Annotated in this window: 15 protein-coding genes; 5 read left to right on the forward strand and 10 right to left on the reverse strand. The window is 62.7% G+C overall.

The annotated features are described in order from the left end of the window. Positions 1-13: 13 nt before the first annotated feature. Genes hpaD through KUL25_RS11115 form a run of 3 tightly spaced genes read right to left on the reverse strand, consistent with a single transcriptional unit; the run spans position 14 to position 2,909 of the window. Complete coding sequence (gene hpaD, locus KUL25_RS11105) at positions 14-997, reverse strand: 3,4-dihydroxyphenylacetate 2,3-dioxygenase (RefSeq protein WP_257892997.1); 984 nt, start codon at positions 995-997, stop codon at positions 14-16. Then, complete coding sequence (gene hpaE, locus KUL25_RS11110) at positions 998-2,509, reverse strand: 5-carboxymethyl-2-hydroxymuconate semialdehyde dehydrogenase (protein WP_257892998.1); 1,512 nt, start codon at positions 2,507-2,509, stop codon at positions 998-1,000. Between the two features lie 10 nt (positions 2,510-2,519). After that, positions 2,520-2,909 carry a 5-carboxymethyl-2-hydroxymuconate Delta-isomerase gene (locus KUL25_RS11115; RefSeq protein WP_068363598.1) on the reverse strand — a complete coding sequence of 130 codons (390 nt, stop codon included), beginning with the start codon at positions 2,907-2,909 and terminating at the stop codon, positions 2,520-2,522. A 108-nt stretch (positions 2,910-3,017) separates the two neighbouring features. On the opposite strand from KUL25_RS11115, the gene hpaR reads away from it, so the two are divergent. Continuing rightward, positions 3,018-3,455 (forward strand): homoprotocatechuate degradation operon regulator HpaR, encoded by a 438-nt coding sequence (gene hpaR, locus KUL25_RS11120; RefSeq protein WP_068363596.1) that lies wholly within the window; start codon positions 3,018-3,020, stop codon positions 3,453-3,455. Here hpaR and KUL25_RS11125 read toward each other — a convergent pair. The 5 genes from KUL25_RS11125 to KUL25_RS11145 are packed head-to-tail and all read right to left on the reverse strand — an operon-like array spanning position 3,444 to position 9,235. Then, complete coding sequence (locus KUL25_RS11125) at positions 3,444-4,673, reverse strand: Tm-1-like ATP-binding domain-containing protein (RefSeq protein WP_257892999.1); 1,230 nt, start codon at positions 4,671-4,673, stop codon at positions 3,444-3,446. The genes hpaR and KUL25_RS11125 overlap by 12 nt on opposite strands. Then, positions 4,670-6,154 carry an aldehyde dehydrogenase gene (locus KUL25_RS11130; RefSeq protein WP_257893000.1) on the reverse strand — a complete coding sequence of 495 codons (1,485 nt, stop codon included), beginning with the start codon at positions 6,152-6,154 and terminating at the stop codon, positions 4,670-4,672. The genes KUL25_RS11125 and KUL25_RS11130 overlap by 4 nt, the downstream gene beginning before the upstream one ends. 6 nt (positions 6,155-6,160) lie before the next feature. Then, the gene (locus KUL25_RS11135; RefSeq protein ID WP_257893001.1) at positions 6,161-7,678 is read right to left on the reverse strand and encodes a tripartite tricarboxylate transporter permease; all 1,518 of its coding nucleotides are present in this window, start codon (positions 7,676-7,678) and stop codon (positions 6,161-6,163) included. A 15-nt stretch (positions 7,679-7,693) separates the two neighbouring features. Next, positions 7,694-8,233 (reverse strand): tripartite tricarboxylate transporter TctB family protein, encoded by a 540-nt coding sequence (locus tag KUL25_RS11140; protein ID WP_068363580.1) that lies wholly within the window; start codon positions 8,231-8,233, stop codon positions 7,694-7,696. A 57-nt stretch (positions 8,234-8,290) separates the two neighbouring features. Next, positions 8,291-9,235, reverse strand: a complete 945-nt coding sequence (locus tag KUL25_RS11145; RefSeq protein ID WP_257893002.1) for a tripartite tricarboxylate transporter substrate-binding protein — start codon at positions 9,233-9,235, stop codon at positions 8,291-8,293. 118 nt (positions 9,236-9,353) lie between these two features. On the opposite strand from KUL25_RS11145, the gene KUL25_RS11150 reads away from it, so the two are divergent. Genes KUL25_RS11150 through KUL25_RS11160 form a run of 3 tightly spaced genes read left to right on the forward strand, consistent with a single transcriptional unit; the run spans position 9,354 to position 12,360 of the window. Next, positions 9,354-10,157, forward strand: a complete 804-nt coding sequence (locus KUL25_RS11150; protein WP_257893003.1) for an IclR family transcriptional regulator — start codon at positions 9,354-9,356, stop codon at positions 10,155-10,157. After that, positions 10,154-11,497, forward strand: a complete 1,344-nt coding sequence (locus tag KUL25_RS11155; protein ID WP_257893004.1) for an aspartate aminotransferase family protein — start codon at positions 10,154-10,156, stop codon at positions 11,495-11,497. Before KUL25_RS11150 ends, KUL25_RS11155 begins: the two co-directional genes overlap by 4 nt. Further along, complete coding sequence (locus tag KUL25_RS11160) at positions 11,494-12,360, forward strand: MBL fold metallo-hydrolase (protein ID WP_257893005.1); 867 nt, start codon at positions 11,494-11,496, stop codon at positions 12,358-12,360. Before KUL25_RS11155 ends, KUL25_RS11160 begins: the two co-directional genes overlap by 4 nt. Positions 12,361-12,378: 18 nt before the next feature. Here KUL25_RS11160 and KUL25_RS11165 read toward each other — a convergent pair whose 3' ends face one another. Then, positions 12,379-13,131, reverse strand: coding sequence for a phosphate/phosphite/phosphonate ABC transporter substrate-binding protein (locus KUL25_RS11165; protein WP_257893006.1), 753 nt, complete (start codon positions 13,129-13,131; stop codon positions 12,379-12,381). Positions 13,132-13,158: 27 nt separating this feature from the next. After that, positions 13,159-14,820, reverse strand: coding sequence for a hypothetical protein (locus KUL25_RS11170; RefSeq protein WP_257893007.1), 1,662 nt, complete (start codon positions 14,818-14,820; stop codon positions 13,159-13,161). Positions 14,821-15,233: 413 nt separating this feature from the next. Between KUL25_RS11170 and KUL25_RS11175 the strand changes: the two genes are divergently transcribed. Continuing rightward, positions 15,234-15,572 (forward strand): response regulator, encoded by a 339-nt coding sequence (locus KUL25_RS11175; protein ID WP_257893008.1) that lies wholly within the window; start codon positions 15,234-15,236, stop codon positions 15,570-15,572. The last annotated feature ends 80 nt before the right edge of the window (positions 15,573-15,652 follow it).

The raw sequence follows: 15,652 nt of genomic DNA on the forward strand, positions 1-15,652 counted from the left end.
TCTCCTCCCGCGCTCAGGGCGCGATAATCGGGGTGGCGGCCAACGCAGAATCCCTGGTTTCCACCCCCACGAACTGCGTGCCGTGTTCAAACCAGCTTCTTGGCGCGGGCGCCCCCCATAGCGTCTGGCGCTGGGGGTCCTTGAGGTCCCACTTGATCGGCTCATGATCCGGATCAACGGTCTGATAATCCGAGCAATAGATCTCGATCCGGTGACCGTCCGGGTCAAGGATGTAAAGGAAGAACGCGTTGGAAATTCCGTGCCGACCCGGCCCGCGTTCGATGTTACTGACGTAGCCGGTGGTGGCCATGAGGTCGAGCAGATCAATGATGTTCAGCGGCGTCGGCACCCAGAACGCCACGTGATGCAGGCGCGGCCCAGTGCCATTGGTAAAGGCCATGTCGTGCACGCCGCCCTTGCGGTGCATCCACGCGGCCCACATCTTCCCGCTTTCGGCATCTTCAGTGTATTCCGTCACGCGGAAGCCGAAGTCGTTGTAGAAGGCGACCGACGCGTCGACGTCATTTGAGAAGCAATTGAAGTGGTCGATCCGCAGGGGCTTCACCCCGCGATAGAGCGCGTACTTCTGGTGGATCGACGGAAGACGATCCATCTTGTGGTAGAATTCCAACGGAATGCCCATGTTGTCTGACGTCAGCAGGGTGCGGCCCTGGTAGGAACGCTCGACCCATTGCGTTGGGCGGCCCTTGGCCTGAAAATAGGCCTCGGCCCGATCCAGATCAGCTTCGTCATAGGTCTTGAAGCCCATGACCTCGACCGTACCGGGCTGGTCGGATTTTTGCAGGATGACGCAATGATGCCCCCGTTCTTCCATGGCCCGCAGGTAGATGTGCGTGTCGGTCTCATCCGTGACCTGAAGACCAAGGATGTCGGTGTAGAACGTCTTGGAAGCCGCAAGATCGGCCACGTTCAGGCAAACATGGCTCAGGCGGATGACATTGAAATCCGGGTACAGGTTGGGTGCGGGTGCGGGCATTCAAAGCGCTCCTAACTTGGTGATCTTGTGCGGGCCAAGGGCAAAGCCCACGTGCTTTTGCTCCATGTAGAACTCGAACGACCAATCTCCGCCATCGCGACCGATGCCACTGGCCTTCACACCACCAAACGGCGTCGGCAGGTGGCGCACGTTTTCGGAGTTCACCCAGATCATCCCGGCCTCCAGCTTATCGGTAAACCGCAGCGCGCGGGTCAAGTCATTGGTCCAGACATAGCCGGTCAGGCCGTAGGGCGTGTCATTGGCGATATGCAGCGCCTCGTCCTCGGTCGAGAACGGGATGGAGGTCAGCACCGGGCCGAAGATCTCTTCCTGTGCGATGCGCATGTCATTGCGCGCGCCGGTGAAAAGCGTCGGGCGGACGAAATAGCCCTCACTCCCGATCGTCTCGCCGCCCGCCGCAACGGTCGCGCCGTCTTGCTCGGCGATGTCGAAGTAGCTTGTGACCTTGGTGAAATGCTCCTCACTGATCAGGGGGCCGACTTCTGTGGCGGGGTCCAGCGGGTGGCCCACACGGATGTTGTTCACACGCTCGACCAGTCTGGCTTCGAAGTCTTCGCGCACGCCTTCTTGCACAAGAAGTCGCGAGGATGAGGTGCAGCGCTCCCCGTTGATCGAATAGATCATGAAGATCACCGCATCCAGCGCGCGGTCAAGGTCGGCATCCTCAAACACGATGACCGGGTTCTTTCCGCCAAGTTCAAGATGATTGCGCTTCAGCGTATCGGCGCCCTGTTTTGTGATGAGGCTTCCGGTCTTCGACTCTCCCACAAAGGCAATCGCGCGGATCTTGGGATGCTCGCAAAGCGCTTTGCCGGCGCCTTCGCCGAACCCGTTCACCGTGTTGAGCACGCCCGGTGGCAGGCCCGCTTCCTCGGCAATCTCAACCAGCAGGCGGGCGGTCAGGGGCGAGGCTTCGGCGGGTTTATGCACAACCGTGCAGCCTGCCGCCAAGGCGGGCGCGATCTTCCAAGTGGACAACATGAAGGGCGTATTCCACGGCGTGATGACGCCCACCGGGCCGATGGGCACGCGGGAGGTAACATTCATCAACGTCGGTGATTTCAGGTGCTGACCGTCGCGGGCTTGCACGACCTGATCAGCGAAATAGCGAAAGTTTTCCGCGCCGCGCAGGGCCGCTTTGGACATGAACTTGAAGGCCTGGCCCGTATCCCAGCACTCGCAAAGCGCGATTTCTTCGGCCCGCGCCTCGATCCCTTCCGCCACGCGGACCAGGATCCGTTTACGCTCCGGCGCGGGCAAGTCGCGCCACGCCGGGAAGGCGGCATTGGCCGCCTGCGCTGCCACATCTATGTCCGGCGCTGTCCCGAGGGCCACATCGCAGATGACGCTTTTGTCGACCGGGGAGATCGTCTGGAACACGCCCCCGGCCCCGGCCACATCCGCCCCTGCAATCCGGTTGCGGATGCCCGTGTCACGGAACCGGGCCAGATAGCCGTCCAGTTTGGCGATGTTGTCGTCCAGCTTGCTCATGCGCGGTCCCTCATTCTGACTTGGGCAAATGATCGCGGATGGTGCCTGTCTTGGGCGACAGGGCCGCGTCGATGTCGCGCATCTCCGCGGACAGCGCGATGGAGTGGGTGGCCATCGCGTCGACCAGACAAGCCTTTGCTGCCTCGAAGATCCGGGCGATGGCGTCTTGCTTCACGTCGTCCGGCCGACCTTCCCGCAGACGGACCGAGATATCGACAAAGCCGTGCTTGGGATTGCCATCGGCAATCGCGTAGTGATCGACACGGGTCGCACGGACGCGGATGCCCGGCATCGGAAACGCATCGATGCCCGCTGCCTCGGCGCGGATCGCCTCGCACAGGGCGGCCATGTCCACGGTGTCTTCAAGGTTGGCTGAATAGTCGATCTGGAAATGAGGCATGGCACGCTTAACATGTTAATTGTTGCGAAGTTAATTAAATCCGGCTTGTATTGTCAAGCCTGACTTGGCAGCACACGAGAGCATCTCATAGAATAGCCCGAGCCCCAAATGCCTCGCACATTTCCCCCCACCGCGCGTTCCTTGCCGATGGCGCTGATCCGCGCCCGCGAAGGCGTGATGGCTCCGATCCGTGATATGTTGTCCGAGACCGGCATTACCGAGCAGCAATGGCGGGTGCTTCGGGTCCTATCTGAAAACGGGCCGCTGGATGCGACCTCGCTGGCGGATCGCGCAAGCCTACTGTTCCCCAGCCTCACCCGCATCGCCACGAAGATGCGTGAAAAGGGCCTGATCACCCAGACCCGCGACGAGGTCGACCGACGTCGGCATTTCATCGCGATCACCGAGGCGGGACAGAAGATCATCGACGAGCGGGCCGAGCAATCGGCGCGGATCGTGGCCGATATCCGCGCGACCCTGGGGGAGGAGAATTACGAGACGCTCCTCGATTTGTTGGCGATGCTGGATCCGGGATCACGGGACTAGCCCCTCGGCCCGCCACTTGTCGAAGATCGCAAGCGCCGTGTCCGCAAAGGCCGCATCGTTGATGTGGGCGTCGATGGGATGGGCCTTCACGTTGGGTGGCAGCGCATGTGTCAATTCCGCGAGGAAGGCATCAAGGCCCGCCTGGTCGTGCAGGTCCGCGCCTTCGCGGTCCCATTCGCCAAGGCCCTGGCGGGGGAGGATCATCGCCGTGGGGGCCGTGGCCCTGGCCAGTTGCTCCGCATGGGCGCGGGCCACCTGTCGGCGCTCTTGGGCGTTCAGCACGATAGAGGTCAGAAGGCGATTGTGGGCATGGCTTGGGTGATCGGCCCATTTGCCGGGAATTGGCTGCCAGCCGACGATATCGACCAGGTCATAGCACCCCGGTGCCACGATCTGCGGCGTGCCGCGAAGGCCCGCGCCCGTCAGCCTGTCCGCCCCGGCCGAGATGTTGGAGCCGTGAATGTGGTTGCCAAGCTCTTGCGTGCAGAAGTCGAACACGCAGGCAAACGCCCCTTGGGCCGCGAGGCTTTCAAACGCGCGCCCGCCCATACCGGTGGCGTGGAACACGGCGACCTCGTATCCGCGCGCTTCCAGCGCAGGTTTCAATGGGATCACGTATTTCAGGGCCGAGGTGCCGAGGGACATCATCCCAATCAGCGGTTTGTCGGGGTCCGGCTTCTGGACTGCGCGCGCAGCACCAAGGACGGCGCCGGCCGCCTGGCTTAGCGATGCCTTGCAGACCGAGTTCAGCCCGTAAAGCCCGCCCGCCCAAAGGATCATCTGAGCGTCCGCCGCGATCCGCTCGGGCGGGATCAGCGGCGAGAAGGATACCGTCGAGACGATATATTTCGGCACGCCCAAGGGCAGGGCCAAGCAGACATCGAGCGCCAGATCGGTTCCCATGGTACCGCCGAGCACCACCATGCCGTCAAAGCGCCCTTCCGCGAAAAGCCGCGCCACCAGCAATGACGCGCCATGGGCCATGATCTGCATGGCCGTGTTTTCATCGCCCGAGGCAATGGCGGCCTCGATACTGCTGCCGCCTTCCTGCGCCACGTCGTGCTTTGACAGGTCGCAAGGCATGGACGGCTCGCCCAAGACCGAGACATCCATGCTCAACACACGCCCGCCCTGCCCCCGGATCACGTCTGCCAGGAACCCAAGCTCTGCGTCCTTGGTGTCATAGGTGCCGATCACGAGGATGGTCTTGTCGGTCATAGCTTGATCCACGCGGTCTTGAGGTTGATGTATTTGTCCAAGGCATGCAGCGATTTGTCGTGGCCATTGCCCGATTGCCCGACACCGCCCAAGGGCACCGTGCCATCCGCGCCGCCGTAGGTATTCACGTGCATCACCCCGGTGCGGATGTCGCGCACCATGCGGTGGGCGCGCGACAGGTTCGCGGTCCAGACTGCGCCCGCCAAGCCATAAACGGTTGAATTTGCGATGCGCACCGCGTCGTCATCCGTCTCGAACGGGGAGACGCCAAGGATGGGGCCGAAGACCTCTTTCTGGGCCAGCGTCGCCTCAGGCGTGACGCCGGTGACGATGGTCGGGGCCATGAAATTGCCCCCCGTCTCTTGCAGAATGCGGGTGCCGCCGGTCACGACCTCGCCCCCTTCCGCCCGTGCGGTGTCCACGAAGCCCAGGTTCTGGGTCAGTTGCGCCTCGGAATTCACCGCCCCGATGTTGGTTTGCAGATCCAGCGGATCGCCCACGCGCATCGCCTCGGTCGCGCGGATCACGGCGGCGACGAAATCGTCGTGGATGGCAGCCTCCACCAACAAGCGCGAGCCTGCGACACAAACCTGGCCCGCGTTGCGGAAGATACCCGCAGCGGCGACCTTGGCGGCCTCGTCCAGATTGGGGGCATCGGCAAAGACGACGTTGGGGGACTTGCCCCCCAGTTCCAGATAGACGCGCTTGAGGTTGGACCGGGCGGCGTATTCCAGCAACCGCCGCCCCGTCCCGCCAGAGCCGGTGAAGACCAGCACGTCGACGTCCATCGAAAGGCCCATGGCTTCACCCACCACCGCACCTTCGCCGGTGACGGCGTTCAGCACACCGGGCGGCAAACCGGCCTCCAGCGCAAGTTCAGCCATGCGCATCAAGGACAGGGACGCCGTTTCCGCCGGTTTCACCACCACCGAATTGCCCATCGCCAAGGCAGGTCCAAGTTTCCATGCGCCGATCATCAGCGGGAAGTTCCAGGGAACGATCGCGCCGACGACACCGACCGGTTCGCGATGGATCAGGCCAAGGACATCGCCTTGGGTCGGGGCGATCTCTCCGTAGACCTTATCAAGCGCCTCGGCGTAATAGCGGATCGTGGCGGCGGCAGATCCGGGTTCGGCCTTCATCGCCATGGAGATCTCGGTCCCGTTGTCACGCACGCCAAGGACGGCCAACTCAAGCGCATGGGCCTCGATCAGATCGGCCCACTTGTGCAGGACCTTCTTGCGGGCGGCAGGTGCTTGTCCCGCCCAACGTCCGTCCCCAAACGCAGCGCGCGCCGAGGTGATGGCGGCGTCCATATCTTGCGCCGTCCCGCGCGCAACGGTGGTCAGAACCGCGCCGTTGAGAGGCGAGATAACGTCCATCGTCGCCCCGTCCGAGGCGGACACGACCTTCCCATCGATCAAATGGCCAAAAGGCGCGATAGGCTGCGCGCGGAGCGCGTCGATGCTGTTTTGGTCCATGGGGTTCTACCGCTGTTGAGTGTCGTGAATCGCGTGATCATCTTCGGCGCCAGGCGCGCGGAATTCCGTGATCAGGGTGCGAATGTGCAGCGCGATCACAAGGACGATCATTGCGAAAATGATCATCGCGATGGGGCGGTCGATCATATCAAGCGGTATATTGAGCCGCGGCAAGGCCGAGCGGAGCTTGACCTCCATGATCCCGCCCAGAACCATTCCAAGAATGATGGGCACAATCGGAAGGTTCAGCCGCTTCAGGATCAAGCCAAGCACCCCGAAACCCGCCGCGATCATGCAATCGGTCAGGGAATTGCGCAGCGAATAGACGCCCACAAAGGACAGGATCAGGATCAGGATGCCAAGGAACCGCGTCGGGATCTTGATGATCTTCGTCAGCAGGTTGGTGGAAAACAGAAGGAACACCATCACGATCACATTGAGAGCAATCAGCGCGACATAGAGGCCATAGACGAGGTCGATGTTGTTCTGGAAGAGCTGTGGGCCGGGGATGACGTTGTGCACGTAGAAGACCGACAGCATCATGGCGGTCAGCGCCTCTCCGGGGATACCAAGGGCCAGCAGCGGAATCATCGCGGCGGCAGGCACGGCGTTGTTGGCGGCCTCGGACGCGATCAGGCCTTCGGGGGAGCCTTTTCCGAAAGCTTCCGGTGTTTTGGAGGTCTTCTGGGCGTAGGTGTAGCTCATGAATTGGGCGGTGAATTCACCCGTGCCGGGGATCATGCCCAGGATAACCCCGAAACTGGAAGCCACTGTGGCGACACGCTTGTGTTTGAGAAGCTCGCGGAAGCCAGCAGACATGCGGCCCGCGACAGGCTTGGCGTCAGGGGATTCATCGGGGGCGGTAAGCAGGAAGAAGGCTTGGGACAACGCGAAGAGGCCAAGAACCACGACGATCAGGTTCACGCCCGACGACAGGAAAGATAGGTTGAACGTGTAGCGCGGCGTGTAGGTGACAGCGTCGAGGCCCACGGTTTGCAGGAAGATGCCAAACATCGCCAAAAGCCCCGCCGCCATGATCTGGCCCCGGTGGGCGAGGATCACGAGGATGATGCCCAGAAGGGCGGCCAGGAAGATCTCGCGGCTGCCAAACATAGGCGCGATGATTGCCAGCACGGGGGACAGCAGGATCAGGCAGAGGATGCCGAAGATCCCGCCCCAGAAAGAGGCGGAATAGGCCAGCGACACCGCGCGGTGCGCCTCTCCGTTCTGCGTCATCGGGTAGCCATCGTAGGACGTAAGCGCATTGACTGCGGTGCCCGGCGTATTGATCAGAACCGCCGGGATCGCGCCGCCATACATGCTGGAGCCGTAAATGCCGAGCAGCACAGTCAGCCCCACGATGGGATCGAAAGCGAAGGTGGCAGGCAGCAGGATCGCGATGGCGACGGCGGGGCCGACACCGGGAATGGCGCCGACAATGACACCTCCAATGGAGCCGACCAAGAGCGCCAGAGCCACGTCCCAGCGGGCCAACATCTGTACGCCTGCAAGCAGATTTTCCATGAGGGTACGACCCTGTCAGAGGTAAATGAGGAAGAACTGGCGGATGCCGTCCGGCAAGTACTGATAGATCTCACCGGCGGGCAGACGCACCTGCAGGAGTGATTTGAACAGGACCACGATAGCGATTGCAGCCGCAGCGGCAGACAGAAGCGCACGGGCCGTGCGGTAGCCCGCGCGCAGGGCCAGGGCGAGGGCGAAGACAACGGTCGTGGGCAGGTAGCCGGTGTAGGGTATGACCAGCGCATAGACGATGAACCAGCCCGCGTATTCCAGCGACGAAATCCAGAGCCAAACTTCGGTCCATCGGCCGTGGATCCGCTCGGACAGAGCCGAGCCCAGAAGGTGGAATGCTGCGAAAATCGCCATGCCGGCAAGTGACACGCCCGGCCAGAAGCGGGGTTGCGCGAACAAAGCGTTCCCATTGCGCCACGTGGTTTGCCCCCAAAGCTGCGACAGCAGCAAGACGGAGATAATCAGAAGCACCCAGGCGAAGACGATATCACCGGGGCGGCGATACCGCTTGAACAGGACTTGCAGGGTCTTCACGCGCGACATGGGCAGGCTCCGGGAAGGAGGAAGGCCGGGCAGCACCTGCCACCCGGCCCTGTTGGATTACTGCGCCAGCATCGCCTCGATGCCCGCAAGCGTCTCGATATCCGTCTGGATCTGGGTGACGACCTCATCGGCGGGCTGCCAGTAGACCAGCGCGCCGGTTTCAGCGGCCAAGGCCTGCGCGCGATCCGACATCACCGTTTCACGGGCGACGGCGATGATCGCGTCCTGGATCTCTTGCGGGGTGTCGCGGTGCACGAAGAGGCCGTTCCAAAGGGCGACGTCCAGCCCATCGGCCAGTTCGGACACTGTGGGGGCGTCAGGCGTCAGACTGATCCGGTCAGCCCCGATGGAGGCCAGCACAGTCACATCATCAAGGCACGGCAAGATCAGTTGCAGCGTGGTGTTAATCACATCCACATCACCCGAGGCCAGCGTGTTGCAATCCAGCGCGTCAAACGCCGCATCGGAGGCGTAGGAAAATCCCATCTGATGCGCCAGACCCAGTGTCACCTGCGTCGGCACCAAGGGTGCACCGAAATGGCCCAGAACGACGCCGTTGTCGCCTGCATAGGCAGCAAGCTCTTCCATCGACTGGTAGGGCGCATCGCCCGAGGTGGCGATGACGAACGGATATGTCAGAAAGTTGCCAAGGGGCACGAAGGGGTCGGGGTTCAACTCGGGGATGCCGATCTGGGGGCCAACCACGGGCACGGCGATGATGAACGATCCGATGGTCGATCCATCGGCAGGCGCATTGGCCACATCGATCGCGCCGGGGAACGGGCCGCCACCGCCGCCGGGACGGTTCACAACGGCTGCGGGCACACCGTAGGCTTCCTGGAAATCCTCCGCGATCATGCGCGTCAGGATGTCTTCCAGATCACCGGGAGGCCACGGCACAACGAATTCAACGGGACCCTCGGGGTATTCAGCCAAGGCGGGGCCAGCCAGCGCCGCCATGGCAACGGCAACCGCCGTCAACGATTTGGTGAACTTGATCATGCGTAGTCTCCCTGAGATCGGTTCATATATTGAACCATTATTTCAGAAAAAAGGTTGCCTTGTGAAATATCCTCTGTCAAACTTTTTTTGGGAATTGGATGGGAAGGGTTGGTCTGAGATGTCCTCTGCGGCGAAGACCCTGGAACTACTGGCGCACTTCACGACGGCGCGGCCCGAGATCGGGCTGTCGTCCCTGACCCGGCTTGCAGGCCGCGACAAGGCCACGACATACCGGCACCTTCAGGCGCTGGAAGAAGTTGGTTTCGTAGAGCAAAACCCGGCCACAAAGCAGTACCGCCTTGGCCCCGCCGTCTTGCGGTTGGCCCAGACCCGAGAGGCCACGGTTCCGCGCAAGGCCGCGGCCGAGGCCGCCTTGGTGGGTCTGGCGGAAGCCACCGGTGAGACAAGCCACGTCTCGGTGCTGTCGGGCGCCACGCTCCATTCGTTGGCATCGTGCGAATCGCATCACCACTCGACCCGCGTGATCATCGATGTCGACGTTCTGCCGCTCCATGCCACGGCCTCGGGCCTCTGCGCCCTGGCCTTCGGTCCGCCCGAGTTGCTGGAGGGCTTGGACGACACGCTAGAAGTATTCACTGCAAGCACGTTGGCCACACCTCAGAAGGTGGCACGGGCGGCCGCGCAGATCCGCGACACCGGGTTCGCACAAACGGATCGCCACTACGAGGAAAACACCCATTCGATCTCGGCGCCGGTATTCGACCAGACCGGACACTTCGCCGGGGCCGTTTCCGTCGCCAGCGTCGCCACCCGCTATACGCCGGAATTGGACGTCCGCGTGAAGCAGAGCCTTGTCACGGCAGCCCGAGATATCACTCAGAATTGGGGCGGCATCGTGCCCCACAGCGTCGAGACCGCCTGGTCCCACACGCTCGCAAACATACTGGATAAAGCTTCATGAAAGACTCCAACTTCCTCAAAGAGAACAACGGGCGTCTCATGTGGCACCCGATGACCTCACCGCAAGATAGCATCGACAGCCCGCCCAAGATCGTGACCGAAGGCCATGGCGTGCGGATCAAGGACATTGACGGACATGAGGTCGTCGATGCTGTCGGCGGGCTTTGGAACGTGAACCTTGGCTATTCCTGCCAGCCAGTGAAAGACGCCATCGCAGCGCAGTTGGACCGCTTGCCGTATTACTCGACGTTCCGGGGCACCTCGAACGACGCCGCGATCGAATTGTCCTATGAATTGGCGCAATTCTTCGCCCCTGACGGACTTAGTCGCGCGTTCTTCACCTCGGGTGGGTCGGACAGCGTCGAGACCGCCCTGCGCCTTGCGCGGCAGTACCACAAGCTGCGCGGTGAGCCCGGTCGCGTGAAATTCCTGTCCCTCAAGAAGGGCTATCACGGCACCCACATGGGGGGCGCATCGGTCAACGGAAACGCCAATTTCCGCACGGCCTACGAGCCGCTTTTGCCCGGCTGCTACCACATCCCCGCCCCCTACACTTACCGCAACCCGTTAAACGAGACCGACCCGGAGCGTCTGGCACAACTGTGCGTGCAGGCGTTGGAGGATGAGATCGCGTTTCAGGGCCCCACCACCATCGCCGCGATGATCATGGAGCCGATCCTGGGCGCCGGTGGCGTGATCCCGCCCCACGCAAGCTTCGCACCAATGGTGCGCGATATCTGTGACCGCAACGGCATCCTGCTGATCACCGACGAGGTCATCACCGCCTACGGGCGCACCGGCGCGTGGTCTGGCGCACGGCTTTGGGGCATCCAGCCCGACATGATGGCAACGGCGAAGGCGATCACCAACGGCTACTTTCCCTTCGGAGCAGTGATGCTTGGCGAAAAGATGATCGAGACATTCGAGAACAACGCCGCCGCCAAGATCGGCCATGGCTACACCTACTCGGGCCACCCGGTGGGCGCGGCGGCGGCGTTGGCCTGTCTGGCGGAAACCCAGCGCCTGAACGTGATCGACAACGCCGCCGCCCGCGGCACGCAGCTTTATGAAGGCTGCAAGGCATTGATGGAGAAGTATGATGTGATCGGCGATGTGCGCGGCGGGCACGGGTTGATGACCGCGATCGAGATGGTCAGCGACCGGGACACCAAGGCCCCCGACGCGGCCTCTGGCGCGTTGGTCCAGGAAGTGGCCTATCAGAACGGCGCGATGGTGCGCGTGTCCGGCCCCAACCTGATCCTGTCGCCGCCGCTGATCCTGACGGAGGACGATGCGAGCGTGATCCTGGGCGCCCTCGACAAAGGCTTTGCAGCCCTGTGAGCAAGCAAACGCGTGACTATGTGGTTCTGTTGGGGACAAAGGGCGGGCCGTCATCGCGGCCCGGATCGTCCAAACCCACGTCGAACCTTTATGTGTTGGACGGGCAGCCGATTGTTGTGGACTGCGGGTTGGGTGTGACGCATTCGCTGGTCGGTCAAGGAATGCACCTGCGCGACCTGTCGCTGATCTTCATCACCCATCTGCATGCCGACCACTACCTGGAGTTGGGGCCGCTGATCCATACCGCCTGGACCTCGGGCCGCAAAGAGCTGATCGACATCTACGGGCCTGCGGGTCTGGCCGCCTATTGGGCCAATTTCGTCGAGGCGATGCGTGCCGATATCGACCTGCGTATCACCGACGATGGCCGCATGGACATCCGCGATCTGGTGCGCATTCACGCGGTGGACGCGGGCGAGGTGCTGACCCGCGGCGATTTGCAGGTCCGCGCCCTGCGCACGCAACATCCGCCGATGACGGACTGCTTCGCCTATTCGTTCCGCACGCCCCGCAGCCATGTTGTGTGCTCGGGCGACACCGCCCCCCTGCCCGCGTTGGTGGAATTCGCGCGCGGCGCAGACCTGCTGGTGCACGAGGCGATGCTGGTCGAGGCCCTGCCCGCCCTGATGGCGAAACTGGGCGACACAGGCGGAAAATTGAAAGCGCGGCTCTTGCGGGTTCATTCGCCCGCGCAGGATGCCGCTGCCATTGCGGCAGAGGCGGGCGTGGGCGCTCTTGCCTTCTCTCACCTGATCCCCTCGAACGATCCGGCGTTCACGGAAGCCCATTGGCGCGACGCTGCACGCGGCATCTATGACGGGCCGCTTCATATCGGTCACGACGGCTTGCGGATTGATCTTTAGCGGGCATCTGCGGCGCGGCTAGGGCGCGATGTCCGGCGGATTTGGCACGCTCAGGTAGGTGTTCTTCGGGATGCGAACGAGGCCCTTGATCCCCAAGGCCGCCGTGTCTTTTGTCGATAGCGCCGCAATGGCCCCCTGCACCGCCTCGAACATCACATCTGTGTCGCGGCCCTTGGCCGTGATCAACGGCAGGCCCGGTGTGGGCGCTGTCCAGTCGAGCACGCGCAGGCCGTCCGCGAAGGGTTCAAACGTCTGAGCATTGCGCCATGTAACGGCATCGATGGCGGCGATGTCCGCACGCCCCTCGGCCACCGCGCGGGCCGAGCCAAGGTGTTGCCCCGTATGCAGGCGGTTTTCGAAGAAAAACCCCATCGGTTTCACGTGCCAATAGGCGGCCGCAAATCCGGATTGCGAGAAGGTTTGATTGTAAGCGAACCGCGCGTCCCGAAACGCGGCGATGTCGCCACGCGGGTCGTCGGCGCGCACCACGATGGCACTGCGGTAATATCCCGGCGCGCAGCCCTTCAGGCCGTAATCCGGGGTGCCGACCAGTGCGACATGGGTATGCAACCAAAGCCGAAACGGCATACCGCAGGTCTGACTGAGGATCAGATCCGGGTCACGCCAGACCGAGAATTCTTCCGCGTCCTGGTCCAGCGCCTCGGGCGCATCGATCCCGGTGTCTTGCAAGCGCACCCTGATACCCTGCCACAACCGATCATGGGCGGCGGCCAGTTCGGGCCGTTGGTACATCATCAGGCTGGCGATCATCGCGGGCGGCTTTCGTTAGGGCGCGCATCACTCTGGCGTGGCGGCGCGGCACAGACAAGACGATGTGATCGAGACATCCGCCTTGGCCATGGCGCGGGCCAGCTTGTCCTCCAGCGCGGGCAACTCGGTGGTCTCGCCGCGCCGACGCAGACATTCGACCAATCCGTGCAGGGCCCAGACGTTGTCATGGTGTTGCGCGCAACGGTGCAGCTTGCCGTTGAGGCCAAGGTCGGTGCGGTAGACATCCTCCGCCTCGGCATGGTGCCCCTGCTCGGCCAACAGAGCCGCGAGGGCGTGGCGCGGAGGGTGCATCCAGGCCCAGGGCTCGGTGTATTCCAGGGTGTCACTGCGATGCACGGCCACGCGCAGGTGATCAAAGGCCGTGGGGTAATCTCCGGCGTGATAGGCGACTTCGCCCTCCATCATCATTTCGCCCACAGCCAGGATCGATTGCGCGGCGTTGTTGAAAAAGCGTCGGTTCGCGGGCACGCGGGCCACGGCGGCGTGAAAGGCCGCGCGCGCGTCCTGTGCTTGCGCGGCGTTGCCCAAGGCGGCGTGGGCCACGCCCTTGGCGTAGTGATGCATCGCGGTCGACACGCAATAAAGCGCCGGATCGTCCGGCACCGGCGTATCCACGATCTCTTGCCACAGGGCAAAGCGGACAAGCACATGCATCCGCATCGAATAATACCCCTCCATCGTGATTGCCATTTGCGGACGGTCCTTCACGCTCAGCACGTCTTTCGACAGGGTCGCGCACATCTTGTCGGCGGCCGCCAAGGCCGGTTCCAACTGGCCCAGAAACATGCAGACATACATCATCAGGTGCAGGTCATGGCACCGCGCGGTGGTGTAGAAATTGAACGCGCCCGCGTGCTCCACATAGAGGTCATCGGCGCGGATCGCCTTTTCACTGGCCTGCTTGGCCTTCTCATAATCTCCGCACAGCACGTAGGTATGGCCGGGCATGTGGTTCATATGGCCCGCGTCAGGGCACATGTCGCCCAGCAGATCAGCCGAGCGCAAGGCGTGTTCGGGCGCGGCGGACATCTCGGTCGCGTGGATATGCAGGTGAAGGATCGCCGGGTGCTGCGGCGTCCCACGCGCGTCGTTGCGTGCGATGGACCTTTCGATGATCCCCAGCGCCTCCACCACGTCAGAGCCCGGCGCGGGCAGACCGCTGCGCACGTCCCACAGCTTCCACGCGCTACGGGTCATCAGCGCCTCGGCGGTCAGGGCGGCGACGTCATCATCGTCAGGATAGGCGGTGCGCACTTGTCGCATCGCGTCCGCGTAGTCATCATCCCATCGATCGAACGTGTCGCCCGAGACGCCATGGGGGAGTTGAAACCGTTTGGCCAGCGCTGTCACCAAGGCGTGCTCTACCGCGGTTGCGTCCAAGGCCTGTGCAAGCTGGATATGGGTGTGGCAGGTGCGGGTGGCTGCATCGGCCTCGGCCGCACTGAACTGGCGCCAGACGTTGTTGTAGAAGGGCCCGGTCCCGTAGGCGATGCCCCAGTGGGCCATCATGCAGGCTGGGTCATGCTCCAGCGCCTTGTGGAAGCACGCAACGCCTTCTTCGTGGTTGAAGCCGTAGCACCAGTTGAGGCCGAGGTCGAACCACCGCTGCGCCTGGGCCGAAGTGGTCGAGACGGGCCGCGTGTGAGCGCCAAGGTCAAACGTACTCATGGTCTGTGCCTGGGGGACAGGTCTGCGACCTGCCTCTTGTGATCCATGGCATTCATAAGCTTAGGTCCGTGCAGAAAAGGTTGCCTCAGACAACACTAGAGCCTTTTTCATCGCCAAGAACAGGCCTGAGATGATACGCGCCGGCTCAAGGCGCAAGAATGCAGGCGGCAAACGTTCAGGCGGCAATTGCCCTTTCACTCGACGTGCGCCGCCTCATTCCTTTCAATGACATGATTGAAAACGCTGGCGTGCGGTTTGGTGATTGAATGTTTTGACTTCCCCAATAGCGATAACCTTACGTCAACTCCGCGCCCTGTGCCTATGAGTGGATTCACATATGTTGCCCGATTGCTGCGACTGGGTAAGGTAACGTCACAGCCTGCAAGAAAGCCCGCGCCCTGATTGATCACACCGTGCTGATCATTGAGGACCGCCCGGATATCGCAGACAACCTTTGCGCTGGCGTGGCGGCGACCGACGGCATCACCGTGGCGGTCGTTGCCGGAACCCTCGACCGGGGCTTGCAGTTGTTGTTTGAAATGCGCCCCCGCATCCTGTTGGTTGATATCGGCCTGCCCGGTGGCAACGGCGTGGACGCCATTCGCGCGGCGGCGCAAGCTGATTGGCGTGTGGACGCGCTGGTGATCTCGATTTTCGGAGATAAGGCGCGGGTGATCGAGGCGATCCGCGCGGGCGCCAAGGGCTACCTGCTGAAAGGCGGCCATCTTGCGCATATCGGAGAGGACATCTAATCGGTCCTGGATGTCGGCAGCCCGATCAGCCCCGCCATCGCGCGCACCTTCTGTCGCTGCTCAACGATCCCCGTGACGCC

Source organism: Gymnodinialimonas phycosphaerae (assembly GCF_019195455.1).
GTDB lineage: Bacteria > Pseudomonadota > Alphaproteobacteria > Rhodobacterales > Rhodobacteraceae > Gymnodinialimonas > Gymnodinialimonas phycosphaerae.